At 44.5% G+C, this 26,721-nt stretch carries 24 protein-coding genes and 1 pseudogene; 9 read left to right on the forward strand and 16 right to left on the reverse strand.

Translation table 11 applies throughout. The features are described 5' to 3' along the window. Positions 1–33: 33 nt before the first annotated feature. From fliP to HRQ91_RS06360, 8 genes and pseudogenes are all read right to left on the reverse strand, one after another. The gene (gene fliP, locus HRQ91_RS06325; RefSeq protein WP_246473170.1) at positions 34–984 is read right to left on the reverse strand and encodes a flagellar type III secretion system pore protein FliP; all 951 of its coding nucleotides are present in this window, start codon (positions 982–984) and stop codon (positions 34–36) included. Further along, positions 981–1,643 (reverse strand): FliO/MopB family protein, encoded by a 663-nt coding sequence (locus tag HRQ91_RS06330; protein WP_210118795.1) that lies wholly within the window; start codon positions 1,641–1,643, stop codon positions 981–983. Before HRQ91_RS06330 ends, fliP begins: the two co-directional genes overlap by 4 nt. 64 nt (positions 1,644–1,707) lie before the next feature. Continuing rightward, complete coding sequence (fliN, locus tag HRQ91_RS06335; protein WP_210118535.1) at positions 1,708–2,781, reverse strand: flagellar motor switch protein FliN; 1,074 nt, start codon at positions 2,779–2,781, stop codon at positions 1,708–1,710. Next, positions 2,778–3,812 carry a flagellar motor switch protein FliM gene (gene fliM, locus HRQ91_RS06340; protein WP_210118534.1) on the reverse strand — a complete coding sequence of 345 codons (1,035 nt, stop codon included), beginning with the start codon at positions 3,810–3,812 and terminating at the stop codon, positions 2,778–2,780. The genes fliN and fliM overlap by 4 nt, the downstream gene beginning before the upstream one ends. A 33-nt stretch (positions 3,813–3,845) precedes the next feature. Beyond that, positions 3,846–4,400, reverse strand: a complete 555-nt coding sequence (locus HRQ91_RS06345) for a flagellar basal body-associated FliL family protein (RefSeq protein ID WP_338064295.1) — start codon at positions 4,398–4,400, stop codon at positions 3,846–3,848. Positions 4,401–4,445: 45 nt separating this feature from the next. Continuing rightward, positions 4,446–5,168 carry a flagellar motor protein MotB gene (gene motB, locus HRQ91_RS06350; protein WP_210118533.1) on the reverse strand — a complete coding sequence of 241 codons (723 nt, stop codon included), beginning with the start codon at positions 5,166–5,168 and terminating at the stop codon, positions 4,446–4,448. Between the two features lie 4 nt (positions 5,169–5,172). Further along, a pseudogene (locus HRQ91_RS06355) lies at positions 5,173–5,942 on the reverse strand (motility protein A). 1 nt (position 5,943) lies between these two features. Then, positions 5,944–6,141, reverse strand: coding sequence for a flagellar FlbD family protein (locus tag HRQ91_RS06360; protein ID WP_210118531.1), 198 nt, complete (start codon positions 6,139–6,141; stop codon positions 5,944–5,946). Positions 6,142–6,490: 349 nt separating this feature from the next. Between HRQ91_RS06360 and HRQ91_RS06365 the strand changes: the two genes are divergently transcribed. Beyond that, entirely contained in the window at positions 6,491–7,186 is a 696-nt protein-coding gene (locus HRQ91_RS06365) for a response regulator transcription factor (RefSeq protein ID WP_210118530.1), read from the forward strand. Then, the gene (locus HRQ91_RS06370; RefSeq protein ID WP_210118796.1) at positions 7,183–8,571 is read left to right on the forward strand and encodes a HAMP domain-containing sensor histidine kinase; all 1,389 of its coding nucleotides are present in this window, start codon (positions 7,183–7,185) and stop codon (positions 8,569–8,571) included. The genes HRQ91_RS06365 and HRQ91_RS06370 overlap by 4 nt, the downstream gene beginning before the upstream one ends. Here HRQ91_RS06370 and hemW read toward each other — a convergent pair. Further along, the gene (gene hemW / locus HRQ91_RS06375) at positions 8,519–9,745 is read right to left on the reverse strand and encodes a radical SAM family heme chaperone HemW (protein WP_210118797.1); all 1,227 of its coding nucleotides are present in this window, start codon (positions 9,743–9,745) and stop codon (positions 8,519–8,521) included. The genes HRQ91_RS06370 and hemW overlap by 53 nt on opposite strands. Positions 9,746–9,754: 9 nt before the next feature. Next, the gene (gene lepB / locus HRQ91_RS06380; protein WP_210118798.1) at positions 9,755–10,453 is read right to left on the reverse strand and encodes a signal peptidase I; all 699 of its coding nucleotides are present in this window, start codon (positions 10,451–10,453) and stop codon (positions 9,755–9,757) included. 78 nt (positions 10,454–10,531) lie between these two features. On the opposite strand from lepB, the gene smpB reads away from it, so the two are divergent. Together smpB and HRQ91_RS06390 are read left to right on the forward strand one after the other, a co-directional pair. Next, complete coding sequence (smpB, locus tag HRQ91_RS06385; RefSeq protein WP_210118799.1) at positions 10,532–10,993, forward strand: SsrA-binding protein SmpB; 462 nt, start codon at positions 10,532–10,534, stop codon at positions 10,991–10,993. Next, positions 10,990–11,910, forward strand: coding sequence for a TP0183 family DNA metabolism protein (locus HRQ91_RS06390; RefSeq protein WP_210118800.1), 921 nt, complete (start codon positions 10,990–10,992; stop codon positions 11,908–11,910). Before smpB ends, HRQ91_RS06390 begins: the two co-directional genes overlap by 4 nt. A 93-nt stretch (positions 11,911–12,003) precedes the next feature. On the opposite strand, the gene HRQ91_RS06395 is transcribed toward HRQ91_RS06390, so the two are convergent. Next, entirely contained in the window at positions 12,004–12,585 is a 582-nt protein-coding gene (locus HRQ91_RS06395; protein WP_210118801.1) for an L-threonylcarbamoyladenylate synthase, read from the reverse strand. Then, entirely contained in the window at positions 12,566–13,063 is a 498-nt protein-coding gene (locus HRQ91_RS06400; RefSeq protein ID WP_210118802.1) for an FtsB family cell division protein, read from the reverse strand. Before HRQ91_RS06400 ends, HRQ91_RS06395 begins: the two co-directional genes overlap by 20 nt. 236 nt (positions 13,064–13,299) lie before the next feature. Between HRQ91_RS06400 and HRQ91_RS06405 the strand changes: the two genes are divergently transcribed. The 5 genes from HRQ91_RS06405 to HRQ91_RS06425 are packed head-to-tail and all read left to right on the forward strand — an operon-like array spanning position 13,300 to position 20,650. Beyond that, the gene (locus HRQ91_RS06405) at positions 13,300–15,399 is read left to right on the forward strand and encodes a midas domain-containing protein (RefSeq protein WP_210118803.1); all 2,100 of its coding nucleotides are present in this window, start codon (positions 13,300–13,302) and stop codon (positions 15,397–15,399) included. Further along, positions 15,400–16,263 (forward strand): hypothetical protein, encoded by an 864-nt coding sequence (locus HRQ91_RS06410; RefSeq protein ID WP_210118804.1) that lies wholly within the window; start codon positions 15,400–15,402, stop codon positions 16,261–16,263. A gap of 16 nt (positions 16,264–16,279) precedes the next feature. Continuing rightward, positions 16,280–17,782: a 6-hydroxymethylpterin diphosphokinase MptE-like protein gene (locus HRQ91_RS06415; RefSeq protein ID WP_210118805.1), complete on the forward strand. Its 1,503-nt coding sequence runs from the start codon at positions 16,280–16,282 to the stop codon at positions 17,780–17,782. Beyond that, a complete protein-coding gene (locus HRQ91_RS06420; protein WP_210118806.1) occupies positions 17,766–19,265 on the forward strand; it encodes a 6-hydroxymethylpterin diphosphokinase MptE-like protein in 1,500 nt (499 codons plus the stop codon). Before HRQ91_RS06415 ends, HRQ91_RS06420 begins: the two co-directional genes overlap by 17 nt. Continuing rightward, positions 19,262–20,650, forward strand: a complete 1,389-nt coding sequence (locus HRQ91_RS06425; protein ID WP_210118807.1) for a nucleotidyl cyclase domain-containing protein — start codon at positions 19,262–19,264, stop codon at positions 20,648–20,650. The genes HRQ91_RS06420 and HRQ91_RS06425 overlap by 4 nt, the downstream gene beginning before the upstream one ends. A 114-nt stretch (positions 20,651–20,764) precedes the next feature. Here HRQ91_RS06425 and HRQ91_RS06430 read toward each other — a convergent pair whose 3' ends face one another. The 4 genes from HRQ91_RS06430 to ileS form a co-directional block, all read right to left on the reverse strand. Next, complete coding sequence (locus HRQ91_RS06430; RefSeq protein WP_210118808.1) at positions 20,765–21,382, reverse strand: tetratricopeptide repeat protein; 618 nt, start codon at positions 21,380–21,382, stop codon at positions 20,765–20,767. Positions 21,383–21,468: 86 nt separating this feature from the next. Continuing rightward, positions 21,469–22,506 carry a uracil phosphoribosyltransferase gene (locus HRQ91_RS06435; RefSeq protein ID WP_210118809.1) on the reverse strand — a complete coding sequence of 346 codons (1,038 nt, stop codon included), beginning with the start codon at positions 22,504–22,506 and terminating at the stop codon, positions 21,469–21,471. Between the two features lie 12 nt (positions 22,507–22,518). Beyond that, a complete protein-coding gene (locus HRQ91_RS06440) occupies positions 22,519–23,469 on the reverse strand; it encodes a hypothetical protein (RefSeq protein WP_210118810.1) in 951 nt (316 codons plus the stop codon). After that, positions 23,456–26,632, reverse strand: a complete 3,177-nt coding sequence (gene ileS / locus HRQ91_RS06445; protein WP_210118811.1) for an isoleucine--tRNA ligase — start codon at positions 26,630–26,632, stop codon at positions 23,456–23,458. The genes HRQ91_RS06440 and ileS overlap by 14 nt, the downstream gene beginning before the upstream one ends. Positions 26,633–26,721: the final 89 nt, after the last annotated feature.

Raw genomic sequence — 26,721 nt, forward strand, 5'->3', positions numbered from 1 at the left:
CTCCGATAAAAATTTCCACAAACTAAGGAAAAACTACTTGATCACCGAATTGAACAGCTGCTGCGTAAGCAGTCCCCATCCGTCTATGAGCACAAAAAGCATAAGCTTAAACGGCATGGAAATCTGAACGGGCGGCAGCATCATCATTCCCATGGACATAAGTATGCTTGCCACAACCATGTCGATGACAATGAACGGAATGTAGAGCAAAACGCCTATCTTAAACGCCACGGTGAGTTCGTGAAGAATGTAAGACGGAATAAGCACGTACGTCGGCACGTCGGCAAGGGTTTGAGGGCGCTCGAGACGCGACATCGCCATAAACATTGAAATGTAAGACGTGTCGCCCGCCATCTGACTGTACATAAAAAGCCTTACCGGCGATTCTGCTTCCCTGTAGGCCTGTTCGATCGTTATCTCACCGTCGGAAAGAGGCCTGTACGCGTTATTGTAAATCTGCGTAAACGTAGGCCACATGACAAAAACCGTCATAAAAAAAGCTATTCCCTGTAAAACCATCGTAGGCGGCACTTGCTGCAAAGAAAGGGCGCGTTTTATAAAGTCTAAAACTATTGAAAAACGCAAAAAGCACGTAAGAAGGATGAGCAGGCTCGGCGCGAGCGTCAATATCGTCAATAAAAGCAAAAGCCGCACGGAAAAAGCCACTTCCGTTCCGGTTTCCGGCTGCGTTATATTTATATCTATGTTCGGAAGAACGACCGGAGAAACGTTCGTTCCCATTACGGTTCTGCCGTCGGTCGATCCCGCAGGGAACCTTGAATTTTGCCCTGCTCCGGACGCTGCGGCGGGATTTTGCGCTCCGGACTGATTTTGAACCGGCGCCGTTCGCCCGCTCTGCGCCGTAGCCGACTGCACCGACTGTCCCTGACGCACCGTTTGTCCTGCGGATGCCCCCTGTGATTGTGAAAAAACCGGCAAGATTCCAAATATCACCGCTAAAAAAAAGCAAAGAACAGTCTTCATAATTCACCGCCGTCTTTATTAAGACGTTCTCGCTGTTTTTTCAGCAGATCGGCGGCGGTCTCTGCGGATCTTTTAAACACATTTTTATTTTCCGCGGAATTAGGCATAAACAAGGCCAGAATATCGTTAAAATTCTTAGGTCTTGTAGAATTTTCGTTTTTATCTGCATAAAGATTCATCGAATCTATGAGATCTTTGTCGTCTATTTTGTCTATTAAATTAACCGAAGAATCGCTTACGCCTACAATGTAAGCGCGGTCCAACAATGTAAACACCTGTACGGATTTTCCCGGCGAAAGCGAAACGGAGGACACAAGACGCAAAAAGGGATCTTTGTTTTCAGGACGGCGAAGTCCGTTTCGCATAAAGCGCACGATCACATACATTAAGGCTACAACAAAGATGAGCACCAAAATCATGCGTATAAAGACCGAAAACGTGGAATACGCTTCGGATCTTCGGGATTCTTGTTCGGATTCGATCGGAAGCGAAGCCTCCAACGAAGATGAAGATTCAGGCTGACCGCTTATTACGATTTCGCTTTCAGGGCTACTCTGAGCCGCCGCCGGCAAATTTGAAGAAGCGTTTTGAGCGTGCGCCAAAACAAAGGCACACGCATAAAAGAACAAAACCGCCCTCAGTTTTTTTGAGAAATACAATTTTTACCCCACCCGAACGGAAGAAAACAAATTTACATTGCAATCTTCCGTCTGTAAAAATATATCAGCTGAGCGTAGACACGCGCTCCATAGGCGACAAAATCTCGGTTACACGAACGCCGAAGTTTTCGTCGATAACTACGACTTCGCCCTTTGCTATAGGTTTATGATTTACAAGGATGTCTACAGGTTCGCCTGCAAGCTTATCCAATTCGATTATAGTACCTTCGCCCATCACAAGTATATCTTTTATCTGTTTTTTCGTACGTCCAAGCTCTACGGTCATTTCCATGAAAACGTCCATGATAAGACCGATATTCCCCTGCTGGACTGCGCCCGCGCCGCCTTGAAGGCTCGGGAACTGCAAAGATTGAACGTTAGGAATATTCATACCGGGAGAAATAACTCCGCCTCCCATCTGCGGCATTGCGCCTCCTCCCGCGAGCGATCCCATCGCGGCCATATCCGCTGCAGAAAGCACGCCGCCCATACCGGACATCGCTCCGGCTCCAAGCGCGTTGGCGATTCCCGAAGCTACGTCGGAACCTACGGCTTCCCACAAGGTATAAGCCTGGCCTTCGAGCATAAGCGGATAGCTGAACAAAGTAAACGTATTCTGCGGAATGCGAGCCACGGCCTTAGGAACGTTAAGAGCTTCGGCGGGGCTGCACGCTATTCCTTTAAGCCTGCCGGTTTTTTCGAGCTCCGTTATTTCGTTTCCCGTGTGTTTTGACACTATCTCCGAAACTACCGAGAGAGCCATGTCGTCAATCTCGACGTTTTGTTCATGATTTATAAGACCTGTCAGTTTTTTTGCAAATTCATGGGAAAGCACATACAAATGTTCTCCTACGAGAGCGTTTGAAAAGTCGTTCGTTACCGCAATTACCATTTCCGGAAGCTTTGCTAAAAACTGATCTTTGCCGACGGATTCAATTACGGGATTTCCTGCAGAAAAACTTGCTCCCGTCATCGTATTCAAATCGGCGGCAAGTTTGTCCTTAAGACCGGACGCGAAACCGCTTAACACAGCCGTATCTGCCGAAACACCCGTGTCGACTGCGCCGCCGCCTCCGCCAACATTTACGCCCGATAACAAGGCATCAATCTCATCCTGTGATATAGCGCCATCACTCATAGTGTTTCATCTCCTTCTGCGGAAAGTTCTTCAAATTCTTCTGTATCCGTCTCTTCAATTTTTCCGGTGATCTGAACCGCCATCTTTTTGCCGACCACTCCGGGCTGGCAGTAAAATTTTTGTCTGCTTCCAACGCTAAGCGTGATGGGATCGCCTATCCTTACGTTAGCAAGTCTGACAATGTCTCCTGTTTGCAGCGTAAGAACGTCCCGTATGGGAAGCTGTATGGAACCTATTTCCGCAACTATATCCATATCCACGCCGGAAAGTTTTTCTTTTAACGTTCCCAAATATTGAGTTGTAGAACTTCTTCTAACCGAAGAAAACCAGAACTGAGAAGACAGTTTTGAAATTATCGGTTCAATAGTCAAATACGGAATACAGAAATTTATCATTCCCTCTTCTTCGCCGACCTTGGTTTCTAGGGTGACGAGAACGACCATTTCGGACGGAGGAACGATCTGCGCAAACTGGGGATTAGTCTCAATCTGCCCGAGTCTTGGCCTTAGGTCTATTACCTGTGTCCAAGCTTCGCGCATATTGGCCAAAATACGCACTATAATGCCTTCCATTACCGACTGCTCTATGTCCGTCAGATCGCGGTTTTTATTTCCTGCAGTTACTCCCTTGCCTCCGAAAAGGCGATCTATCATGGAAAATGTGATCGTAGGGTCAATTTCAAGCACGGCGTTACCTTTGAGAGGATCCATGTTTATTACGGCAAGAGTGGTAGGCGTAGGAATGGAGCGTATGAATTCCTCGTAGGTGAGCTGATCTACGGATGCTACGTGAACGTGAACGAGGCTTCTCAGCTGCGCCGAAAGGCTCGTCGTGGTAAGACGGGCGAACGTTTCGTGCATGATAGATACCGTTCTTATCTGCTCTTTTGAGAATTTGTCCGGCCTCTTGAAATCGTATAATTTTATTTTACGGGTATCGCTTACGGGTTTAAAATCATCCGTATCGGTTTCACCGGAGCTTATAGCCGTTAAAAGTTGGTCTATCTCATCCTGTGACAGAACTTCGTTCATGCACTTCCACCTTTTTTAAACTGCCTGCTGGCCCTACTGTTCAATGACATCGAGCTGCTTAAAACGAACGTCCCTTATCTTAGTAGACGTCAGTATGGTTTCGTTTACAGCTCTTATGATTTCACTTCTAAGATTTTCTTCATTTTCAGGTTTTAGTTCCGCAACCGTCTTCTGTGTAAAATATCGGCGTAAAAAGTCCACAAGTTCAATGCTGCGTGAAGTTATTTCGGTAGAAACGGCCTTATCGTCTTTTTTATAGCCTAAAACAACATCTACCGTGACCGTCGCAGGAGTGTCGTCGCTGGTCTTGGTTCTGATAGCTCCGAGCGAAGTGTACCAGTCGTAGATTTCTCTGCGTCCGCTGTATTCTTCACTGACAGGGTATGCCGCGACAGGCGAAGTATTAGCCCCCATTACCTTCATAGTAATGATAACTACGGTGACTATCATCAGTATTGCGCCGATTGTGATCGCTACCCATTTAAGCAGCGACGGTAAAAGAGCCCCTACGCCGCCTTTTTTAGCGGAAGCGGACGATGCGGCACCGGATTCTTCCTCAAAATTAATATCGTCGTTATCTGCCATCATCTTCCTCCGCTTTTTTTATTTTATCAATTTGGAAATATATTACCATTAAAAATGTCCTTCGTCCAGAATAATAATATCCACCCTGCGATTGTACGCGCGGCCTTCCGGCGTGTCGTTTGAAAATTTCGGCCGCGTATCCGCATAGCCGGCGATAGAAAACGCATTTTCGTTTACGCCGAAATCGGCCAGATAATGGAGTACGTTCGCCGCGCGAGCCGTAGAAAGTTCCCAGTTGCTGGGAAACATGGCTGTGTTTTGAACGGGAGTATTATCGGTGTGACCTTCTATACGGAAATATCTGCCGGAAAGTTCGGGCTCGTTAAAGAATGAAGAAAGACGCAGCAAGGTGTCTCTCGTTTCGTCGATATTCAGATCTGCGCTTCCTTCTCTAAAGAAGGCGTCGGAAGCGAGCGTTATCACAAGACCTCTCTCATCGCTCGTTATGGTTATTCTGTTCGATTTTACGTCCGGAGCGAAAAGGCTTACAGCCTTCTTTTTTGCAAGCCCTAAAGAAACGCCTTTTTCAAGAGACGGCAGAGAATTTATATTGTTTCCCAGATCCGAAAGCCGACCGGCGGAAAGCGATATACCTCCCGTAGTGCTTGACGTAATCTGCAGCGAAGCCGCCATCTGCGCCAAAGACGTGGTGTCTACTTCGGAAGGATTATACAACATTACGAAAAAGCAGAGCATCAAGGTGATCATGTCACCGTAAGTTCCCATCCACGCGGTAGACGGTTTTTCAGGCGCTTTGGACTTTTTAGCCATAACACTAATCCTTTAACACTTCGGCTTCTATGGATTTCCGCGTAATCGGATCTAGATATGTGAGCAGTTTTTGCGCCATGATGCGCGGATTTTCGCCCGCCTGAATCGCAAGCACTCCTTCTATGATCATCTCTTTTGTTTTTATTTCAGCTGCGTTGTGCGTAAGAAGTTTTTGCGAAAACGGAGTTATAAGCCAGTTAGCCAACATGGAACCGTACAAGGTTGTTATAAGGGCGACAGCCATATTGGGACCTAAGGAAGATTTGTCTTCAAGCCTATAAGACCTACGACGGTACCCATCATACCGAAACCGGGAGCGAAACCCGCCCATTGGTTTATTACGGTTATCCACGCCATATGGCGGCCTTCTACCTGATTCATTTCATTTTCAAGTATCGAACGAATTATAGCTCCGTCCGTGCCGTCTACTACAAGACGCAGTCCCGTACGCATAAACGCGTCTTCAATGTCGTCAAGCCCGTCTTCAAGCGCAAGAATTCCTTCCCGCCTTGCCTTTTCGGAAAGGGCTACAAGGTTTTGGACTATTTGTTTTTCGCCGAAATCGGGAACTTTAAAAGCCCTTCCCATGATCTTAAAAAGCCCCAGCGTCTTACTCAGAGGGAATCCTATGTACAGTGCAAAGTACGATCCTCCGATTGTCATAAACACCGACGGAATATCGATTATCCCTCCGAGCGTTCCTCCGGACGTCATGACCGACATGATTATCATGGCGCCGCCGCCGACAATACCTATTATGGTTGCTACATCCATCTTATTCCTCTTGTGTATTTATACCGATTTTTTTACGGTAATCTATTATACTTGAAATAACTTTTTCAGGCGCGTCCCTAAGAATTATCTTTCTTCCCGAAAGCATGACAAGCGTAAGATCAGGGGTCTGTTCCATACTTTCAATCAGATGAGGATTTATCCAGTAAGTCTTGCCGTCCAGCCGCGTGACCTTGATCATAATGTTATTTTCTACGCTTACACCTCAAGCGTCAAGTAGAAAGCCGGAAAGTTATTCACAGCCTGCAATTACAGATGCAAAAACCGATCTCCTAAAGTATTAAATACGGCTCTCGCCGATTTTAAACTACCCATTATGAGTATCGGAAAAACCCGAACGTCTGTTTAGCAAAAGAATATATGTGATACCGCCGCAATATATAAAAACCCGAAAAGACGGCTGTAAAAACAACGTTATTGCAGCAATGTTCCCTATTGTCTTTTTCAAACAGCTTTTGTATCGTATTAAGGAAGCGCCGATTAAAGCGAGGAGCGCATTTAATCAGTGTTCCCTTAAAAGAGGTGTTAATATGGATCCGCATATCCTTGTCATAGAAGACGTTCCCGAAATGGCAGATCTTATTTCGATGTATTTGAAAAAATCCAATATGAAGGTTACGTCTGCGGGAACTGCGGAAAAGGCGCTTGAAATTTTAGATACGATTCACCCCGACCTTCTGCTTTTGGATTTGAATTTGCCGGGGATGAGCGGATTCGACTTTCTTGAAAGGTTCAGAAAAAAATACGGAGCATCCGTGCCCGTCATAATAGTTTCGGCGCGGGATTCGGACGAAGACATCATAAACGGACTTGGTATAGGAGCGGACGAATTTGTGACCAAACCTTTTTCTCCGCGGGTTTTGGTAGCCAGAGTGGAAAGCAGTCTTAGACGCAAAGCCGAAACCGCGGCTGCGGCGGAAGAATGTATAAAATTCGGAAATTTCACGGTTCTTTTAAACAGCTGCGTGCTTAAGCAGGGCGCCGTAAAGATTCCTCTTTCAACAAAGGAATATGAAATGCTCGAGTACATACTCAAACACAAAGGGCAAACCCTTTCGCCCGAGACGATCTATAAGGACGTTTGGAAAAACCGGTACGGAGACCTTACCGCCGTGGCCGTATACGTACAAAGGCTTCGCAAAAAAATAGAAAAAAATCCCGCCGATCCTGTCTATATTAAGACGGTATTCGGACAGGGATACAGATTTGAAGATCCGGACAAATGAAGTTAAAAAATCAATTTAAGCTTTTTATTGCGGGAAGCATAATAATTCCTCTTTTGTGCGCCGTCGCTCTGCCGGTTTATTATTATTTTACGGATCCCAAGCACGCTTTGCTCAGGGATTACGGTAAAACGCATAAAATATGGGATTCTTTTATTTCAAAAAATGATTGGAATACTCTTAGGGAAATAATAAAGCAGATGCCGCCCAATATCGAATCCGCCATAATTATGAATCACAGGTACGTATTGCTTTCGAATATTCCCGAATTAAAAACAGGCGGAGAAATCGACGACAGTGTTCTTTTTACGACGCTTGAAATCAACAGTAAAAAATATTTTTATCAGTTTGTAGCGGCTGCTCTTGAAGAGGATTCGGCGGATATTCTGATCATAAGAAGAATTCCCCGTAAAGACGCGCCTAAAAAAATCCCGCATATTCAGATAATGATGGGTATGCTCTTTACGCTGCTCGTAACCGAATTGTTTACCGTCGTCTTTATCGTAAAAATTTCAAACACAATTTCGCGTTCTATCAGCATTTTAGGCGAAAACACAAGGCGGATCGCGGACGGAGAACTTGACGTAGAACTGCACGTCGACGTAAACGCGAAGTACAGCAACGAGATAACGTCGCTCACAGAAAACCTCGACAAGATGCGAAGGATTTTAAAAGAAAGTCAGGAACGCCGCACAAGGTTTATCATGGGCATAAGCCACGACTTGCGCACTCCTGTAGCGGTAATAAAGGGGTATACGGAAGCGATAGCCGACGGCATAGCCGACGATCCTGAAATGATAAAAAATGCGCTCGATATAATAGGAGCGAAAACCGATCAGCTTGAAACCATGATCGAAACGCTTATAAATTACGTAAAACTGAATAACAGCGATCTGAAAGAAACGCTTTCCAATCAGCTCATAGAGCCGGTTTTAAAAGAATTTACAGAAAGCGCGGTTATGACCGGTAAGGTTTTCAAACGCAGCATATCGTCTTCAATAAACGTATCTAAGACATTGTCGCTTCCGTTCAACAAACAGCTTTTATTGCGCGCTCTTGAAAACATATACTCTAACGCTTTGCGCTATAGCCGAGACGGAGACCTCATATCAATAGCGGCCGAAGAAGATAAAAATGACGTAAGAATTTCCATTTCCGACACGGGAATCGGTATCGACAAATCGGAGAGGGAACGCATATTCGACCTGTTTTACAAAGCGAGCAATTCCAGACGTGAAGAAGGCATGGGCATAGGGCTTTCCGTAGTCAAAAATATCGCGGACGCACACGGCTGGAAGATCAATGTCGAAGAAAACAAGGGCGGCGGAACAATCTTTACAATAGTGATTCCAAAAACGAATTTAGAAACAAAAGACCTTCAGAGCTAAGCGCGTAATTTATTCCGGGATTAAAGTAGTCGCCCGTACGGCGTAAGGCGAGTTTTTTCTTTTCCCAACGGTAAAAACATCCGCCGTCAAAATCGCCAAGCCTTATACCCAAGTCGCCGCCGAAGCGTTTTTTGTATACTGAAGAATTAATTCCCTCTCTAAGCCTCAGCCCCATCATCAAAAACTCAAATTCCTGCGTTTTCAGGTCAAGAATTTCCGTATTCCGTGCGGATTTTAATAAGTTTTCACAGCGAAAAAAATTTGAAACGCCAGCCTCGTTCCAAAAAGAAATATACCGACCGATATCGGCCGTATTTGTCCAGCGCACGCCCTCTTCTGATGAATTCCGGCAGGAATACACGGCGCCGCTCGCCCCCGCCCCCACGCCTACGTAATTTTCAAGACGCCAATAAACCTTATTGTGAGCGCTTTCAAATTCCGGCTTTGAAAAATTTGAAACCTCATACTGCGGGTATCCGTTTTTTTCAAGAAAATTTCTGCCGCATATCCAGCATGAATCCGCGGCGCCGTAATCGTACGGCATACGTCCCGAAAGAATTTCTTTACCCAAGGGAGTTTTTTTTTCTACGCTCAGCGCATAAAGGGAAATATGATCGGGACAAAAAGACATCAAAGTCGAAATATTTTGTTTAAGCTGCTTTTTGCTTTCCTGCGGAAAACCCGCGATCAGATCCGCAGAAAAACGGCGTTTCCATTTTCTTTGTATGAGGTTCAAGGCGGCAAGGTTTATATCTTTCGTACAGCGGCGCCCCAAGCCTTTAAGAATTTCATCGTCAAAGGTCTGTATTCCTACTGAAAGCCTGTTCACACCGGCGTCTTCGGCCGCAAAAAGAAGATCGGGTGAAACATCGTCGGGATTCATCTCAACGGTTATCTCACATCCGGCGGAAAAAGGCGTCGTACGCGAAATTCCTTTTAAAAGCGACAAAATCTGCGACGAAGTCATGAGACTAGGAGTTCCGCCGCCTATGTAGACCGTACGCCAACTGTCCACGCCGTATTTTTTTGCATAAAACTCCGCTTCAAAAATTACAGCTCTTATATACTCGTCGGGAATTTTATTTAAAGCGCATTCTACGCTGAAAAAATCACAATAACCGCATTTTTTTTTACAAAACGGGATATGTATGTAAAGCGAAACGGAACCGGACATAAGGGCGGATCAGAATATTCGCATACCGCTCAACGGGAAATATTGAAACAATCCCTTGCCGACGATCGAACGGCGGCTTAAACTTTCCCAAAGTCTCGAATCCAAAGAGCAGGTTCTGTTGTCGCCTAAGACAAAGTATTCGTCTTTGTCCAAAAAAACAGGATCAAAGTTACCTATGGAGCCCAGAGTTGAATCCCACTCGGAATTTAAAGGATCGATGGAAACCTGATACGGAGTTTTCATATATTCGAATTCCGTAAGAAAATATTGCTGCCCTGCGGGCTTTATGTAAAGCACATAATCCTTCATGTATATCGTATCGCCGGGAAGCCCGACCGCGCGCCGCAAAAGAGGCGTTTCCGCACCCCTCGCCTTTGAAAACGGAAAAACCTGCTGACCGGTAAAAAAAGCGGCTACATAATCCAGCGCTCTCAATGCAAACGGTATCTTTACCGCTCTTTTCGGCTGAACAAGAATAAGCTCCCCGCGTTTAATTTCATTATATAACCGGCTTATCATTATACACGCGCCTGGAGAAACGGACGGTTCCATAGAGACGGATTTTTGTCTTACGGGAAAAACGAAAAAGTTCAATATGAGCGTTATAAAAACGCAAAGGAATACAAAAGATGAGACGCTTACGATAATGCGCAGGTGAAGCTGCCGCTTTAATTCATATGAAAGTTCATAAAGATCGTTTTTCTTCATAAAATCAGAATATCACAATGCAAATACTGAAGCAATCACAAGTTGAAAACAGATCGGCTATAACGTATATTATATGTGATGAGCGAAGAACGAAAACTTATAGCTGTAAATAAAAAAGCCCGATTTAACTACAGTATTGAAGAATCAATTGAATGCGGTATAGTTTTGGAAGGAACCGAAGTAAAGTCCGTAAAAGCGGGAAATATTTCATTTCCCGACGCTTTTGCCGAAATTATAAACATGGAAGTTTGGGTAAAAGGTTTGCATATTTCAGAATATTCGTTTTCATCCGTGTTCAACCATAACCCGGACAGACCGAAAAAACTCCTTTTGCACAGGGAAGAGATAAAGCGACTGCTCCGCAAAACGGACGAAAAAGGATATACTCTCGTTCCTCTGGATTTTTATCTTAAAAAAGGACGAGTAAAGATAACGCTCGGTCTTTGCAAGGGCAAAAAACTGTTTGACAAAAGGGCTGATATAAAAGCGCGCGATGTCAAGCGCGACTTGCAAAGGGAATTAAGGCAAAATCAGAGATGAAGCGTTTTTTTAGTTTTTTTGTTTTATGCTTTTCTCTTTTATGCGTAAACTTCGTAAACGCGCAGGCGGAATTCCAACAGCTAAACGTCGATTTTTACGGAGTGTATTCGTCTTCGGGCGATAAAAACATGATAGACATGACGCGGAATTTATATTTTGCTCAGCTAAAAGAGATGAATTTCGTCACCGTCAAAGACAAAAGCGCGGACGCATTTTTTACCACGGAGGGAAGCGAGGCCTTTATCGTTTTAAAAGAACCGTCGGCGACAAGCACGGATTCCGTTATTTTTTTTGTAGAGATAGAAACGTCGGGGAACGGCAACTGGAAAAGCATACTGCACGCGCAATCGCAAGATTCGTCCAGAAAGTCCGTGTTAAAAAAAGAATACACATCGTACTACAAAATACTCACCGAAGCGAAAAGCGCAATAGAAGAAACGCTCCGCGACTACATGGATCACATGGATCACACAGAACAGCCGTCCGATTTTCCGGAACAACAGCAATCCAAGCCGCAAAAATCGGCCGCCGCGCTTCAGGCGACTACGGAATCCATTGCAGGAACGTGGCAGGGAGAAAATTTCATAGATAAAATCGTCATATTGCGCGGCGGCCGCGGCTTTATAATTTACAAAAACGGCGCCACTATGAATATACTGGTTTCCGTACAGGAAAATGCCGACGGATCTTCGGTAGTGAGCATCACTCAGGCAGGAAAATCAAACGCCTCGTTTTTTCCCGAGCTTCCGAGAAAAACCGCCCTTGAAAACGCTCCTACGGCGGCGCCTCTCGAATGGCTGCTTACTCTTACGGACTTAAACACCATGCAGGGAAGCAAAAAGACTCTTGTCGAAGATAAAAACGCGCCGACAGGGGCCGCACAGGGAACGGCGGAAGTTACGTGGACAAGAAAATAATCAAGAACCTTTCCGCAGATGCAAAGTGAAGCTTCAAGCGGCGTCGGGTATTGAATTCTGTGATCGCGTCATTACATACCGTCCGGCACGGCGCTAAAGCTCTACCTTAACTTCGCCCTGCCTTACGATCTTTATGTGCGGCTGAACCAAACTCACTATAGTCGACGGAATAGAATCTTCGGTATCGCCCGCATCGACAATCAAATCGCAATATTTTTCAAATTCTTCACATATCTCACTTATCTTATGCAGCACGGGGCGGCCGCTTCTGTTTACGCTTGTCGAATATATCGGAAAACCGCAAGACTCTATGACCTTACGAAGCCATGCGTCTCCGGGACAGCGGAAAGCGGTAGTTTTATCGGAATTTTTGTTTTTTACGATCAAGGTCAGCGCGCCGGGCCATTTTTCCAAAAGTTTTAAAGGAATCTCGGTATCCGTGTACTTGTATATGTCTTGGGGACGAGCGATAAGCTCTATCATCGGCTTAGCTTCGCCGCGGCCCTTTATACGGCGGATAAGATCGGCTGTTTTAAACGCGGTTCCATCTCCATGTCCGTCCGCAATCCCTGAAAAACCGTAAACAGTGTCCGTAGGCAATATCACTATTTTTCCTTTACGTAACAGAGAAGATGCCTTTAACGCAGAATCCTCATCAGACTTGCGGCAGATCATATATGGGAATTCCCCTTATTTTTTTACCGTTGTTTCCGTGTCTTGTATCGAGCTTACGGCTGTAATCGGTTAAAAACAGAATGCTCAAAGCGATAAAAAACACCGTCAGAGCGAACGCTTTACATACCCATTCCGAAATATAAAGAACCGGCTGCCTTTTTAAAACGGTTCCCGTATTATACAATGTTACGGGAGCGGCGTGAAGTCCCGTTATTTTTACAAGTTTTTCATTTTCACCCACATAGCCAAGTTTTTTTGCATAAGCGGCGATCACATCGGGATCCTTTTGAAGGGCGGTATATTCGAGCGTCAATTCGTCGTTTATTTTTTGAATTCCTGCAGTGTGAAGGCTTAAAAGGCGTTTTTGTTCGTTTAACTGTTTTTCAGACCACAGCCCGTTTTGTCCAACGGTGAGAGAAAGAACTACATAGGAGAGAACTCCGAAAAAAGCGGCGATCAAAAAAGAAAAACATTTCATTATATGTATTCATATCGACACAAATTCTATTTTTCTGGATTATTATTTTAAAGTTATGTGCTATATTATATGGTATACTGTGATAAAATATTTCAGTTTTGATTAAAATGTACCGATATTCATAAGGTAACGGCATTTGAGTAGATCGTAAAATCAGCTGCAAGATACGCTCTCTCATATGTTTACGCAAAATCTATTGCCTTGCGGTAACAAGGAAAGTATAAAGAGGGGATTGCATGATAGATTCCGATAACAAAAATGCTCTTGACAACTACGGAGTATGGGTAAAAAAGAGCCCAAAAGACATTCCATCGGAAGACAGTACGTCGGACATGACGGCGGAAGATTCTTTTGACATAACCGCAGACTTGCCGGACTTTTCCTCGATTGACGACAAAGCCGATAATTCCGCTTCAAAAGACAACTTTGCCGCAGGAGAAACTTCTCTCACAAGCGAAGAACTGCTCAACATAACGGACAATATAACAGAAACGGATTCTATTGAAAGCGGTAAACCCCTAGACGACGCAAACAAAGACGCCGATGCCGATGATATTTTCGATCAGTCTTTAGAGGACACTAAAGATATTTCAGACGGCGATCCATTCGATATTTCATTTGACGATGAGGGCGCTCAAGAAGATAAACAAAAAGGCGAAACTCAGAACGAATACGAATTACCCGACATAGACGACATGATTCAGGAAAATTCCGCCGCAAATCCTCTTCCCACCTTTGACGACATAGAGCTGACAGACGAAGTAAAAGAAGAAGCAAAGAACGAACCGTCGGCCGACGAGGATTTCTTTGCAGATATGGATTTCGACGAAAAAGACGACAATGCGTCCGACAAACCCGAAACGATCGATATAGACGAAAACATAGCCGAAAATGCCGATACGACGGATGAAATTTCATGGGGAAATGACATACTGGAATCAGATGAAGATACGGTTTCTACGATTAGCACAGATTCGGCTGAAAATCCTGAAATTCACGGTGAGGCAAAAAACGAATCCGAAAAACCGGATGAAGAAGGCGAAGATATTTCGGCGGAACGGAATACCTTCGTTCCCGACATATTCGATGAAGAGACGGCATCTTTTACCGACGAAGTGCTTGACCAGGATGTAAAAGAAGATCAGTCTTACGCTGCCCCGCTGTCCGATGATCCAAAATTTTCGGTCGACGCAAAAGATGAAATAATAAACCGCAGCAACGCGATACTCGAACAGATTCAAAAAGAACTTTTATCGCTTCAAAATGAAATTTCCTCGCTTAAAAGCGATTTTGCCGAATTTAAAAGCGGCAATGTAAAAACTGAAAACGCATCCGCTCCGGACGATAAAAAAGGCGGATTTTTCAGCGACATCGACGAAGACGAAACCATATCGCTGTCGGGGGACGAACTTAAAAACATAATGAACAACGCCGATTTTACGGAAGAACAGAATGCGGCGCAGACTCCGAATGAAGACGTTGCGGCCTTTGACGCTGTTCCCGCAACGGAAAGTGCGGACGATATTGCCCCGATTCCCGTTCCCATGGACGACGATAGTTCAGTAGATTTCGACGGCGAACATTTGGAAGAGCCTTCCACAGAAGACTTAAAACCTGGCGAAGGCGAAGAAGACTCGGAAATTATCCCTGAAGAGATGTCCGTGCCCAAAATAGAAGACGTATTGGTCGAGTCTTCGTCCGTAGATCTTATCGATTCGGCGGGCTCGTCGGACTCAGACGCGGAAATTGACGATACGGTGGAAGATTCATCCGCGGAACTTGATAGCGCGGAGGATTTATCTGCCGCGGAACTCGACGAGAGTGCGGAAGATCTATCTGCGACACTCGACGATAATGGAGAACCTTCGTCCATGACGGCGCTTGATAACACCGATAATTCCGAGCCGCCTCAAGCTGAAAAAGACGAGGCTTCGGAGGAACTGCCGCCGATGGAAGATTTTTTTGAAGACGTACAGACTGCTCAGGAAAGCGGCGGACAAGAGGATGCGGATTTAAATACTTTGGACGAATTATATCCTAAAGATCCTCCTATCGCAGACGCGCTCACGGAAGATACTTTAAATTATCTTAATAAAGATTCCGAACAGGAAATCGAAACCCTTGAAGAGGCTGCAAAACAGATTCCGTTTTCAAACGACGCGGATGCAGAATCTTCTACGGGGATGCCCAAAGACCTTACAAAAGACATTAAGGCCGTTCTTTCATACATGGATCAGCTTTTGGAAAACCTTCCGGACGAAAAAATTTCGGAATTCGCGCGGTCGGAACAATTCGTCACTTATAAAAAGCTGTTTACAGAGCTCGGATTAGCCTAAATGGGATTGTTAAAGGAAGCGCTGCTTTCTTTTCGGACGGCAGAGACAGGACAAAGCGACGGGCTGCTTTCCAAGATTGAAAAATCCGCTTCTCCTTCCGATTTTTATCGATGGGCGAAGCAAAATAATTTTGAGCATGCGGCGATTTTTAAACCTCATGAAAAAAAATACGTGATGACGGACGCCGCAGGAATCGACGCGAAGACTGTCTGTTCGTCGGTTTCAAGCCGCGATTTTTTTTACGGAACTTTTTTGCAAAAAGACGGCTGGCAGTCCGTCATTACAGGAACAAAGCCGGCCGAACCGTTTTATCAGCTTCTTTCGGAGGATTATAAAGAATCCGTAAAGCGCATAGATTTTTTGAAACTTAAAAACGACGACGAGTCTCCCGTGATCATGATCTTTTCTTTCGATTCAAAAGAAACCGTCCTGCCTTTTCCCGTTTCCATTAACACGGAAGACGGCGATGTCGGGCCGACGGCCGCGTCGCCGGTAAATACTCCTTCAAAACCCGCTCATCTTTTCCTTATTTCTTTAAAAGCGGCTATAAAAGAAAGCCTTGCCGCCCCCGGCCTTTACGATGACGATGTAAACACAATACTTGAAAAAACCGTATATAAGGAGCTTTTCCAGATACTAAGGGATTCGTTTTCAAGCGACCACATGTGTTTTAAAGGACAAAACGATGAAATAAAGGCTGCGATGTTTTTTGACGAGGAGCCTGATCCATTGCTTTTGCAAACGCACATTTCAAAGGCTTTTAAAGTCATACTAGGTGAAAAAGCGGCGTCCAAAGTTCTTTTGCTTTCCGTAGGAATCTCTAAAAACCCGGCAGAAACTCACAATTTTTTACTCACAGGCTGAAAAGAGGAAGCTCTTTATGGAGATTTCTTTTTTCCGTGCAAAAAACGGCAACGAAACCTGTTCCGTAGGCGGAATAAACATACATTCGTCCTATGATCCGCAAAAGGAAGCCGACCGCTTTGCAGAAAACTTGGAAATTCCCTTCTCTCCTTCTCACATACTTATAACGGAACCGGCTCTTTCTTACTGTCTTGAAAAACTCCGCTTAAGATTCCCGCTTACAAAATTTCTTGCCGTCCGCTACTGCAGCTATTTTAAAAACAAGGATAAAAACTGGGACAAGGTTTTTTACTTCGATCCTGCAAAATCGCTTGAAAATGAAATTTTCGATTTTTTGGGCGAAGAAGGAGTTTTAAACTGTTTTTTCGCTGCATGGCAGCCGTCTTCAAAAGCTTTCGAAAAGCAAAACACCCTCGCATGGCTTGAAATAAAGGCCGCCGTAGAAAAAAGCAGGGCGGTTCTTGCTACACGCTCCTATTTTGCAAAAAGATGGCTTAGAAACTCGTGCCGTTTTTTCCTTGAAATCAATAAGATCGTCGAAGCGCAAAATATCCGCACAGGGAATTCTCAGGTATTTATCACGGCGTCGGGACCCAGCCTTAAAAATTCAATCCCGTATTTAAAAAAATACAGAAACCGTATCTTTATTATTGCGCTTTCTTCGTCGATAGAAGCCCTGCTCTACCACGGCTTAATTCCCGATATGTGCATTTCGACCGACGGAGGATACTACGCAAAAAAACACCTTGAAATTCTAGAGCGCTGCGAAAAAAATAATATTCCTCTGGCTTTAAGCTGCGAATCCTGCTGCCCCTCAAAAATTTTGACAACATTTCCCGTAATTCCTTTAAGTTACGGTGATTTTCCTGAAAAACTTTTTTTTGACGCGTTCGGCATAAAAGCGTCGCCTGCCGCCAGAAACGGAACAGTCAGCGGTACGGCGGTGCAATTTGCGCTTTCGATAACGTCCGGGAACGTTTATTTTTGCGGATTGGACATGGCTCAGACGAAAGGATTTCAGCACATTCAACCGAATGCACTTGAGAACGAATATAAAAATACATGCGATCGTCTCGGCCCTCTTTTAAGCCGAATCACAAAAACGGAATTTTATTCGCCTGTGATGGAAATATACCGCAACTGGTTTTCAAATCAAAAAAAAGAATTTTACAAACGCGTAAGACGGATAAGCTGCAATTTCAAATATTCAAACAAACTCGGAAATATGGAAGATTCGGATTGGGCCGATTTTTCTCCCGATAAAAACGTATCTCTTCCGTCTTTTTCAGAAACTTCCGTTCATGAAAAAAAACAAACGCGAATAAAGAAAATCGAAGATCTTATACTTTCAATCGATAAAACCGATGAATGGCTTAAAAACGCTTTTCCGGCGGACTACATATGCTTTAAACGAAGCATTTTACAAGAAGACAAGGAACGCTTCAGACGGATCCTCGTAACCCAAAATAAAGACTTAACGGCTTCTTTACGGCGGATTTTAAATGAACATGTTGTATGAAAAAATAATAGAGTCAAAAAATTCCTCGCCCGTACCCGTATTTTTTGGCGGAAGACCTATGCATTCAAAATACGATCCCGAAGCTGAAGCGCTTTCTTTTGCCGCGCAGCTTCCCGAAAAATCCTCCTTCGCCGTCATCCTAGGGATAGGCGGAGGGTATCACATACGGGCAACGCTAGAACGTTTTCCTGACATAAAGATAATAGCGGTGGAAAATTCCGAAAAAGACATTTCATTCATATCAAAAATTCCATGCGTTCGGGATCTGATGAAAAACAAGAACGTAATATTTTGTGCTGCGGAAAACGGAAACGAAGCCGCTCAACTTCTAAAGACTCTGTATGTTCCCGCTTTGCACAAGGATCTTAATATTCTGGTACACAGAGCGTGGGCTTCCGCCGCCGAAAAAAAAGAAAAAACCATAATATCGGAGTTGAAAAAAGAACTTTCCGCAATATCTGCGGATTATTCGGTACAAAGCCACTTCGGTAAAATATGGCAATATAATATTGTGCGGAACCTGATATTTTTAAGTAAGGCTTTAAAAAACAAAGACGGTCGCATAAATAAAAAAATGGTTTTTCCCGTAGAAAAGACCGCCGCCGTCATTGCCGCAGGTCCGAGTCTTGACGATTCAGTAAAAAAATTAAAAAACGAAAGAGAAAGCTATTATATAATTTCAACCGACACCGCCTTGGGGACGCTTTTAAAACATAAGATAAAACCCGACGCTGTCGTTTCCATAGACGGCCAATTTATTTCGCACACGCATTTTATGCTTGAAATACCCGAAGACATCCTGTTTATCTTTGACGTTTGCGCATCTCCGTGCGCCGTTCGCCGCGTTCACGCTCTAAAAAACAAAATCCTGTTTGTCAGGACGGGACATCCCATGCTGTCGGTCGAAAAAGATTTTATGAGCTTGGAAACTGGAGCGGGAACGGTAACGATAGCTGCGGCGGATTTCGCCGCAAAAGCGGGTTTTTCAAACATTAAAATGTTCGGAGCGGATTTCGCATACATTTCGGGAAAGCCTTACGCCAAGGGTACTTATCTTGAAAGCCAGTTTTATTCCCAGTCATACAGGCTTTGCCCCGCCGAACAAAGATACTGCGCATTGATGTTCCGCACTCCGCTCTTGGAAAATGCAAAGGACCCTGAAAGCCGCACGACTCAAATACTAAATTCATATAAAAACACGTTCGAGGTATGGAAGGAAAAGTTGAAAAAGAGCGGCGGCACGTGTCACTGCGGCACAAGTAACGCAAGCGGCGCAAAAGGCGACAGGGCGCAAATGATTGAAAATCCTCAAAATTTTGATTTTTCGGTTTTTATGAAGCACTTAAGCGACCGATCGAATTTCTTCGCTTTTTTGCCATTTATCGCCTTTTTGCGAAAAAATCCTGAATTAAAAGACAAAGAATTCGACGAACTGCTAAAACTTGCACAGACCTCTCTCTTACGTTATAATTATAAGATATGAAATCCAAAAAGATCGGTATCGTTTCAGGCATTATTTCAGTCATGTTTTTGCTGACTGTCGCAAATCTTATCGTAAGCACTGTAAAAGATTATCGAAAAGGCATAAAAGATTCTTCCGAGAATTTTTTATATCTATCGAAAAAGACATCGGATATTATTTCAGAGACTCCCGTTCTTTCGGAAAAATTCATACCGTATTTTGTAAACGAAGTTTCAAAAGCTGCAAACCTTTTTTCCGTCCGGCTGGAATATAACGGCAAAACGCTGTACGAGTTTCCTCCGAATCAAACGGGCGCCGATTCCCCTCTTGTAAAAACTTTTACTACGCATATAGAAGCACCCGAAGGGACTATCGTCCTTACCGAAACTTTGTATCTTCTTACGCCCTATTCGATATTTGACAACACCCGCATCGCCTTTTTTATAATACTGCTGGGGACGCTTATTACCGCTATAATGCTTTTATACGTATATCTTTCTGAAAAAACGCCTGAAGCCGCCGGTACGGCAGGAAACAATTTAAACGTTACGGGCGACACGGCCGGCGGCGCTTTTGATTTAGGCATGGAAGATTTTACGATCGGAGAAGATTATTCGCCGGAAAGCGAAGATGCCGAAGGCATTGAAAACAGCGAAGCCTCGGCGGAGGAAGACTTGGAAGAAAGCAAGGCGAATGAAAATTGCGACGCTGAAAAAGCATGTGATGAAAACACGGGCGCTGAAGACATGGGTGCCGGCGAACTCTCAACCGCAGCGGAAATGAGTGAAAAAACCGGTGAAGAAAAAGACGGCGAAAAAATAATCGAATCCGAATGGATCGACGACATTCCCGTAAATACACCCCAGTCGGATCAAGAGCAGTCCTCAAATATTGAGCCGCACAAGGACGAAGAGCTTTTTTCTCCGTTGACGGGATTTTGCAGAGAGGCATATTTAAAAATACGGCTTGAAAATGAATTGGTAAGAGCGGCGTCCGTCGAACAGGATCTTTCGTTTTTAATAATACGGATTCCGGGACTTGAAATTTCCGACGAACGCATAAAAAAAGTCGTTCCTGTAATTAAAGAATATTTCAGTTTTGTAGATATGATTTTTGAATTCGGCAAGGACGGCTTTGCCGTAATAAGACCTGCGATAAACCTCGACACCGCTTTGGGTATAGCCGAAAATTTTCATGGCGAGCTTATCACTGTCTTACGCAGCGAAGGATTAAATATGATGCCTGCGATCGGTATTTCAGCGCGTTCGCTTCGCCTGATTTCATGCGACAGGTTGATTGCAGAATCGGAGCAGGCTGCGGAACACGCTCTAAACGACGCAAATTCTCCGATCGTCGCCTTCCGCGTAGACCCGGAAAAATACCGCAAATTTCTAGCTCAAAATTAACTTGGACACACGTGGGGCCGACCGGTAGTAATCGACGCGTCGGGCGCATTTATTCGGTTGAAGCGGCTTTCTTGCTTGGCGCAAATTCTTTTAATTGACACGGTTTTAGCCGCCTTATTCGCTCGAAGCTGTTTCCCCCGCTTTTTCTTTTTCTTGGGCCTCTTCCGCTTTCTCGGATCCTTCGGCTATTCTTTTTTGAAAATTTTCTATGTTCGCGTTGTCCGGAAATTTATTTTTGAGATTAAGCAGCTCTTTTTCCGCGAGTTCGGTCTTTTCAGTATGGATAAGCAGGGAAATATAATTGCAAAGAATCTCGGAATTATCGGGATTTTTTTTTGTCAAGTCTAAATACATTTCAAGAGCCGAAGCCGTTTTGCCGCTCATCGCTGTGATGTAAGCCAAGGATTCCGCAAAAGAAAGGTTTTCAGGATCTTTTTTTATCAAATCGGTAAAAACTTTTTTCGCTTCGTCCCATCTTTTTGAAAGCGCGTACACGCGTCCCAGCTGATAATAGGATGCGCTCCTTAAGCTTTTTTCTCTCATGGCAAGCTTATAATAAGTTTCGGCCTTCGTATAATTTTTTAAATCGAAGTACGCTTCCGCAATGGAATAATATTCTGAAGCTATGTTATCCTTTAAGACTTTTTGTTCGTTCGGGACGGGAATGTCTAAAACTTCTCCGGAACGGCAGGAACAGCAAAAAAACGACGCCGCAGATAAAAGCAAAAGCATGTATGCCGAATTTTGTAAGCGCAACAATCGAAGCGTCGCGCCGCCAGATGCTCGCCGCGCTGAACAACGAAAGAGTCGGGAAACCATCACTTTCCCAGCACAGTCTGTTCGATCTTAAACAGCTGTGAGCGGTACAAGCCTGAAATATTGCTTCCGTAATCCGCAATTAGCTGGATAATATTGCGCGGAGAATCATAGTTGTCGCACCCGTTAAGGCGGTCGCCGGCATCGCCCAAACCGGGCATAATATAAGCTTTTACGTTCAAGACCGGATCAAGCCACAGGGTATAGCACGTGCAGTTTTCAAGTGCGCGCGTAACGCGGATGCTTCCCTTTAATGCGGATATCACGTTAAAGAATTTTATGGACTTAGGTTTTACGCCCTGCGACTGCAAGTATCTTATTACGGTAACCAAGGAACCGCCTGTGGCGTTCATGGGATCGGCAAATATGAGATCCTTGCCGTCAAGTTCTTCAAGATTAAAAAAAGAATTTTTTAAATTGAGAACATATTCCATATTGGATTCCGTCTTTGTGTCGTCCCTGTTAATCTTAAAAAGCGCAAAAGGAGTAACATAGTTATGAGACGAATACTCTTCTATTTCCTTTGACATGATCATGCTGGGCAGCAAGGCTCCTCGAAGCATTACGCACATTACGGAATTTTCTATTTTTGCATCGATGTTCGGTATTTTATGTACGGCGAAATTCTGCACCGGCGAAGTTACGGGAGTTTTCACCGTTATATAATTTTTTTTATCGCTGTGCTGGTCGGTATAGGCCATTCTAAAAAGCATTTCATACGCACGCTGACTGTAATACATAAATTCCTGATGATTCGTATTGACGTCCCGCAGTTTTGAAATGACCCGAGAAGCTTCGGCATGAGCCCCTTCTTCAGTCACAAACGAATAAACCTGTATGTCCGGATGTGCGGCGCAAATTTCCTGCATCGCATGTCCCATCTTATCGTATTGGGAAATTATTTTTTCTTTATTTTCTGGCTGAAAAAACCGCATGGTCTCGCTGTACATCTCTTCAAGCCGATTGAGATTAAGTTTATCCTGTCTTGTAAGATATCCGTCAAGGTCTTCTGCTTTTAAAATAACTCTGTCATCAACCACGAAAAACTCCTTTTAAGGCAAAATATTATGTACGAAAATTTCAAGAATTTGCTCTTGCGTAAATCTCATATCCGTAAGTTTTAACACCGTTGCGGACTCGCCCAAAGCGATATTTTTTCCGAACACCAAAGTCAGCGCAGCCCTAGCCGCCTTTGCAACCAGAGAATTGGGAAATTCAAGTTCAAGAGTGAGTTTAAACGATCCGTCGGCGCCTTTTGCCAAAGCCCCGCGCGCGCAGACTATGGCGAAGCGCATATCGGTTCCTAAAAGCGAGGCCAAAAAGGCCTGAGGCCGCAAAACACAAAAACGGATATCGGAAGTCTTTTCGCTCATCCATTCATAAGTGTTTGAAGTCCACGTATCTTGCGGACGCATGATCGAGCCGCTTTCGGAAACGGATTTAAGCTGAGCGTTATACCTCTTAAAAAGAGGATCAACATCCTTTGCAAGAACGATGTTTTTAAGAGAGGCGAGTCCGAGCAAATAAGAAGTGTCTTCACGGGAATAATAAATATACGGAATCGGAATACCTCCGACAGAGGCGTTTACCGACGACTTTTTCATATTCCAACCGTTTTTAGACGTAAGGGCGGCTTTAATCGCCAAAGGAGGAATATAGCCGTCCGCCGAAAATTGTATGCGTCCTGCGTCTTTTGCACTTCCTATGCCCGCACAAATATTGTCTATCTTCGGAACGATCAAAGAAGCGTTTTCTTCCGTAAGCCCGCTGATCGCGCTGCACAGCATTTTTTTTACAAAATCCGAATGCTGCGCTACCGGTATTCTAAAATAGACTGCGCTGTCTTCTTCGAGAACCGAAAGCGCGTCTACGGCGGGAAGGGCTTTTTCAACCGATTTACACGAAGACATTATAAAAACAAAAACAAAGATAAAAAATAAAACGGCTGCGTTAATACAGAGGGTGTAACGTTTTTTTACAAAAGGTAAATCATGCTTTTTCAAGGCTAACTCTCCAAATTTTATCGTCGGCTTCAATTTCTACCCAATCCAATGAATCCTTCCATAGGGTTTTTACGGCGAGCGTCTCGCCGGCAATGAATCCGCCGAACATTTCATAAGCGGCCTTCAGATCTTCGGAACCGGAAACACAAAGTATTATACGATCGGTAACTTCAAGCCCCGATTCCTTTCGCAAATTCTGAATACCGCGCACCAAGTCGCGCACATAGCCTTCTTTACGCAATTCGTCGGAAATTTTAGCGTCGAGCCCTACGGTGAGAGTTCCGTCGTTTATGACCTTCATTCCTTCTTTTTCGATGCGATCGACGATGATTTTTTCCGCCGTAAGTTCAACGATTTTTCCTTCTATTTCGATAGACAAATTCGCGCCTTCCATTATGGACTGAACGGCGTCCTGCCCGAGCTGTTCGATTTTTTGCGACGCCTGCTTCATAAGAGGTCCCAGCTCTTTTCCGAGCACGCGGAAGTTAGCCTTGGCCTTGTATTCTACAAGCTCGTCCTCACGTTCATGGAACACGACCTTTTTAACGTTCAGCTCTTCTTTTATGGAATCTTCCATTTCTGAAAGCACGGCCTTTTCTTCTGGGTTCTTTGTGATAAGGGCGACGCTCGCAAGCGGCTGGCGGTTTTTAAGGTTGAATTCATTCCTTAACGACCGTCCCATAGAAACGGCTTTTTGAACGGTGGACATTTTAAATTCCAGAGCTTCGTCGCGCCATGCGCCGTTGTATTCCGGATAATCTTCAAGATGAACCGATTCCTTATCTCCGTCAAGTTTAAGGTTTTGCCAAATCTGTTCCGTGATAAACGGAATTACGGGAGAGGCAACCTTCGTAAAAGTCTTTAACGCTATGTAAAGAGTTTCATACGCTTCGGATTTATCGGCGTCGTTTTCGCTCTTCCAAAAACGTCTGCGCGAACGGCGTATGTACCAGTTATTCATAAGGTCGATAAACAGAACTATAGGATCTATCGCGCCCGAAAGATCGTAAGAATCCAGCGCGTCCGTAACTTTTTTTACGAGCTGCTGCGTCACGGAAAGCATCCAGCGGTCGAGCGGATTTTCAGGCAGCTTAAGATCAAAAGCGCGCCCCGTCGGTAAAATCTTATCTATGTTCGCATAAGTTACAAAAAAGCTGTAGCTGTTCCAAAGAGGAATTATTATGCTTTTAAGCACGTCGCGTACGCCGTCGTCCGAATATCTTAGATCATCGGCTTTTACAACGGCCGAGTGCATTAAAAAAAGGCGAATCGCATCCGCGCCGAATTGATTTATAGCTTCTACGGGGTCGGTATAATTGCGAAGACTTTTTGACATCTTCTTTCCATCCGAAGCGAGGACGAGCCCGCTCACTATGCAATTTTTAAATGCCGGACGATCGAGAAGATTCGACGCAAGCACGGTGAGGGTATAGAACCATCCGCGGGTTTGATCCAAACCTTCCGAAATAAAATCGGCGGGAAAATGCCGCTCGAAATATTCTTTATTTTCAAACGGATAGTGATTTTGAGCGTACGGCATCGCCCCCGATTCAAACCAGCAGTCAAGAACTTCCGGAATGCGGCGCATCGTCTTGCCGCAGCTGCAAGGGATATTGATTTTATCGACAAATTGTTTATGCAGATCTTCAGGATAAACGCCGGAAAGTTCTTTTAACTCGTCACGGCTTCCCACACAGAGGGTTTTGCCGCATTCTTCGCACTTCCAAATCGGTATGGGGTTACCCCAGTAGCGGTTACGGCTTACCGCCCAGTCACGGGCGCCCTCGAGCCACTTGCCGAAGCGTCCTTCCTTTATGTGCGCGGGCTGCCAATTGATACGGCTGTTAGCTTTAAGAAGGTTTTCTCTTTCTTCTTCAACTTTTACAAACCAAGAACCTACCGCGCGATAAATGAGAGGATGAGAACATCTCCAGCAATGCGGATAAGAGTGAAGAATCTGATCGCGCTTTACAAGTTTTTTTTCTCTTTTTAAGCGTTCGATTATGTCTTTATCACAGTCTTTTACAAACCGGCCTTCATAGTCGGGTACTTCGGAAGTAAACTTGCATTCTCCGTCTATCGGGCAAACAGTAGGTATTCCAGTGCCTTTAAATACCTTGTTGTCCTCTTCGCCGAAACCGGGAGCTGTGTGTACAATACCGGTGCCGTCTTCCGTTGAAACAAAATCCGCAGTAAAAACACGGAAAGCCCCGTCGGAACCGTCCTTGTTCTTTGTGAGTTCCGAAAAGTACGGAAAAAGAGGCTCGTATTTTGCGCCGGCAAGTTCGAGTCCCTTATATTTTCTTATAATCTTATACTCGCTTTCGCTTTTGTAATATGCGGAAAGCCTTGATTCGGCTAAAATATAAAAATCATCTCCGTCTTTTACTTTTACGTAATCAATATCAGGCCCCACCGCAAGTCCAAGGTTCGACGGCAATGTCCACGGCGTAGTAGTCCACGCAAGAAAATACGTACGTCCGTTAGTCAATTCAGAATCGTTTATGCTTTCAGGCGCTCGGGTAATTTTAAAACGCAGCGTTACGGCGGGATCGTAGACGTCCTTGTATCCTCCGAGGCTCAGTTCATGGTTTGACAGAACCGTAGAACAGCGCGGGCAATACGGAAGGATGTAATGACCTTCGTAGATCATCTTTTTATCCCAAAGTGTTTTCACTACCCACCATATGGATTCCATGTAATCGGCTTCCATAGTCTTATAATCGTTATCGAAGTCAACCCAGCGCCCCATACGGGTTATTATCTGCCGCCACTGTGAAGTATAGCGTAGAACGCTCGCGCGGCAAGCGTCGTTAAATTTTTCAATTCCGTATTTTTCAATATCGGTTTTACTGTTAAGCCCCAGCTCTTTTTCAATGAGATTTTCTACGGGAAGGCCGTGACAGTCCCAACCGAAACGGCGCTCGACCTTTTTTCCTTTCATGGTCTGATAGCGTGGTATTATATCCTTTATTGTAGAAGGAATAAAATGACCGAAATGCGGCAGTCCCGTAGCAAACGGCGGACCGTCGTAAAACACAAACTCATCAGAGCCTTCGCGCTGCAAAACTGATTTTTTAAAAATATCTTTGTCTTTCCAGAATTTCAATACGATGTTTTCCTGTGCGGGAAAATCTGCCTTAGGATTTACAGGGTTGTACAAAATGCTCCTCTTTACTATGACTTGAAAATTAAAAGATTCCGAACGGCGACTTCCTGCCGGAATCCGTCATAATTAGTTATTATCGCACA

This window comes from Treponema parvum, assembly GCF_017893965.1.
GTDB classification, from domain to species: Bacteria; Spirochaetota; Spirochaetia; order Treponematales; family Treponemataceae; genus Treponema_D; species Treponema_D parvum.

What these genes read in the sequence shown, in the direction of transcription:
- fliP (WP_246473170.1), bottom strand. Translation starts at nt 984, where the DNA reads ATGAAGACTGTTCTTTGCTTTTTTTTAGCGGTGATATTTGGAATCTTG.
- fliN (WP_210118535.1), bottom strand. Translation starts at nt 2,781, where the DNA reads ATGAGTGATGGCGCTATATCACAGGATGAGATTGATGCCTTGTTATCG.
- fliM (WP_210118534.1), bottom strand. Translation starts at nt 3,812, where the DNA reads ATGAACGAAGTTCTGTCACAGGATGAGATAGACCAACTTTTAACGGCT.
- HRQ91_RS06345 (WP_338064295.1), bottom strand. Translation starts at nt 4,400, where the DNA reads ATGATGGCAGATAACGACGATATTAATTTTGAGGAAGAATCCGGTGCC.
- motB (WP_210118533.1), bottom strand. Translation starts at nt 5,168, where the DNA reads ATGGCTAAAAAGTCCAAAGCGCCTGAAAAACCGTCTACCGCGTGGATG.
- HRQ91_RS06360 (WP_210118531.1), bottom strand. Translation starts at nt 6,141, where the DNA reads ATGATCAAGGTCACGCGGCTGGACGGCAAGACTTACTGGATAAATCCT.
- HRQ91_RS06365 (WP_210118530.1), top strand. Translation starts at nt 6,491, where the DNA reads ATGGATCCGCATATCCTTGTCATAGAAGACGTTCCCGAAATGGCAGAT.
- HRQ91_RS06370 (WP_210118796.1), top strand. Translation starts at nt 7,183, where the DNA reads ATGAAGTTAAAAAATCAATTTAAGCTTTTTATTGCGGGAAGCATAATA.
- hemW (WP_210118797.1), bottom strand. Translation starts at nt 9,745, where the DNA reads ATGTCCGGTTCCGTTTCGCTTTACATACATATCCCGTTTTGTAAAAAA.
- lepB (WP_210118798.1), bottom strand. Translation starts at nt 10,453, where the DNA reads ATGAAGAAAAACGATCTTTATGAACTTTCATATGAATTAAAGCGGCAG.
- smpB (WP_210118799.1), top strand. Translation starts at nt 10,532, where the DNA reads ATGAGCGAAGAACGAAAACTTATAGCTGTAAATAAAAAAGCCCGATTT.
- HRQ91_RS06390 (WP_210118800.1), top strand. Translation starts at nt 10,990, where the DNA reads ATGAAGCGTTTTTTTAGTTTTTTTGTTTTATGCTTTTCTCTTTTATGC.
- HRQ91_RS06395 (WP_210118801.1), bottom strand. Translation starts at nt 12,585, where the DNA reads ATGATCTGCCGCAAGTCTGATGAGGATTCTGCGTTAAAGGCATCTTCT.
- HRQ91_RS06400 (WP_210118802.1), bottom strand. Translation starts at nt 13,063, where the DNA reads ATGAAATGTTTTTCTTTTTTGATCGCCGCTTTTTTCGGAGTTCTCTCC.
- HRQ91_RS06405 (WP_210118803.1), top strand. Translation starts at nt 13,300, where the DNA reads ATGATAGATTCCGATAACAAAAATGCTCTTGACAACTACGGAGTATGG.
- HRQ91_RS06410 (WP_210118804.1), top strand. Translation starts at nt 15,400, where the DNA reads ATGGGATTGTTAAAGGAAGCGCTGCTTTCTTTTCGGACGGCAGAGACA.
- HRQ91_RS06415 (WP_210118805.1), top strand. Translation starts at nt 16,280, where the DNA reads ATGGAGATTTCTTTTTTCCGTGCAAAAAACGGCAACGAAACCTGTTCC.
- HRQ91_RS06420 (WP_210118806.1), top strand. Translation starts at nt 17,766, where the DNA reads ATGAACATGTTGTATGAAAAAATAATAGAGTCAAAAAATTCCTCGCCC.
- HRQ91_RS06425 (WP_210118807.1), top strand. Translation starts at nt 19,262, where the DNA reads ATGAAATCCAAAAAGATCGGTATCGTTTCAGGCATTATTTCAGTCATG.
- HRQ91_RS06430 (WP_210118808.1), bottom strand. Translation starts at nt 21,382, where the DNA reads ATGCTTTTGCTTTTATCTGCGGCGTCGTTTTTTTGCTGTTCCTGCCGT.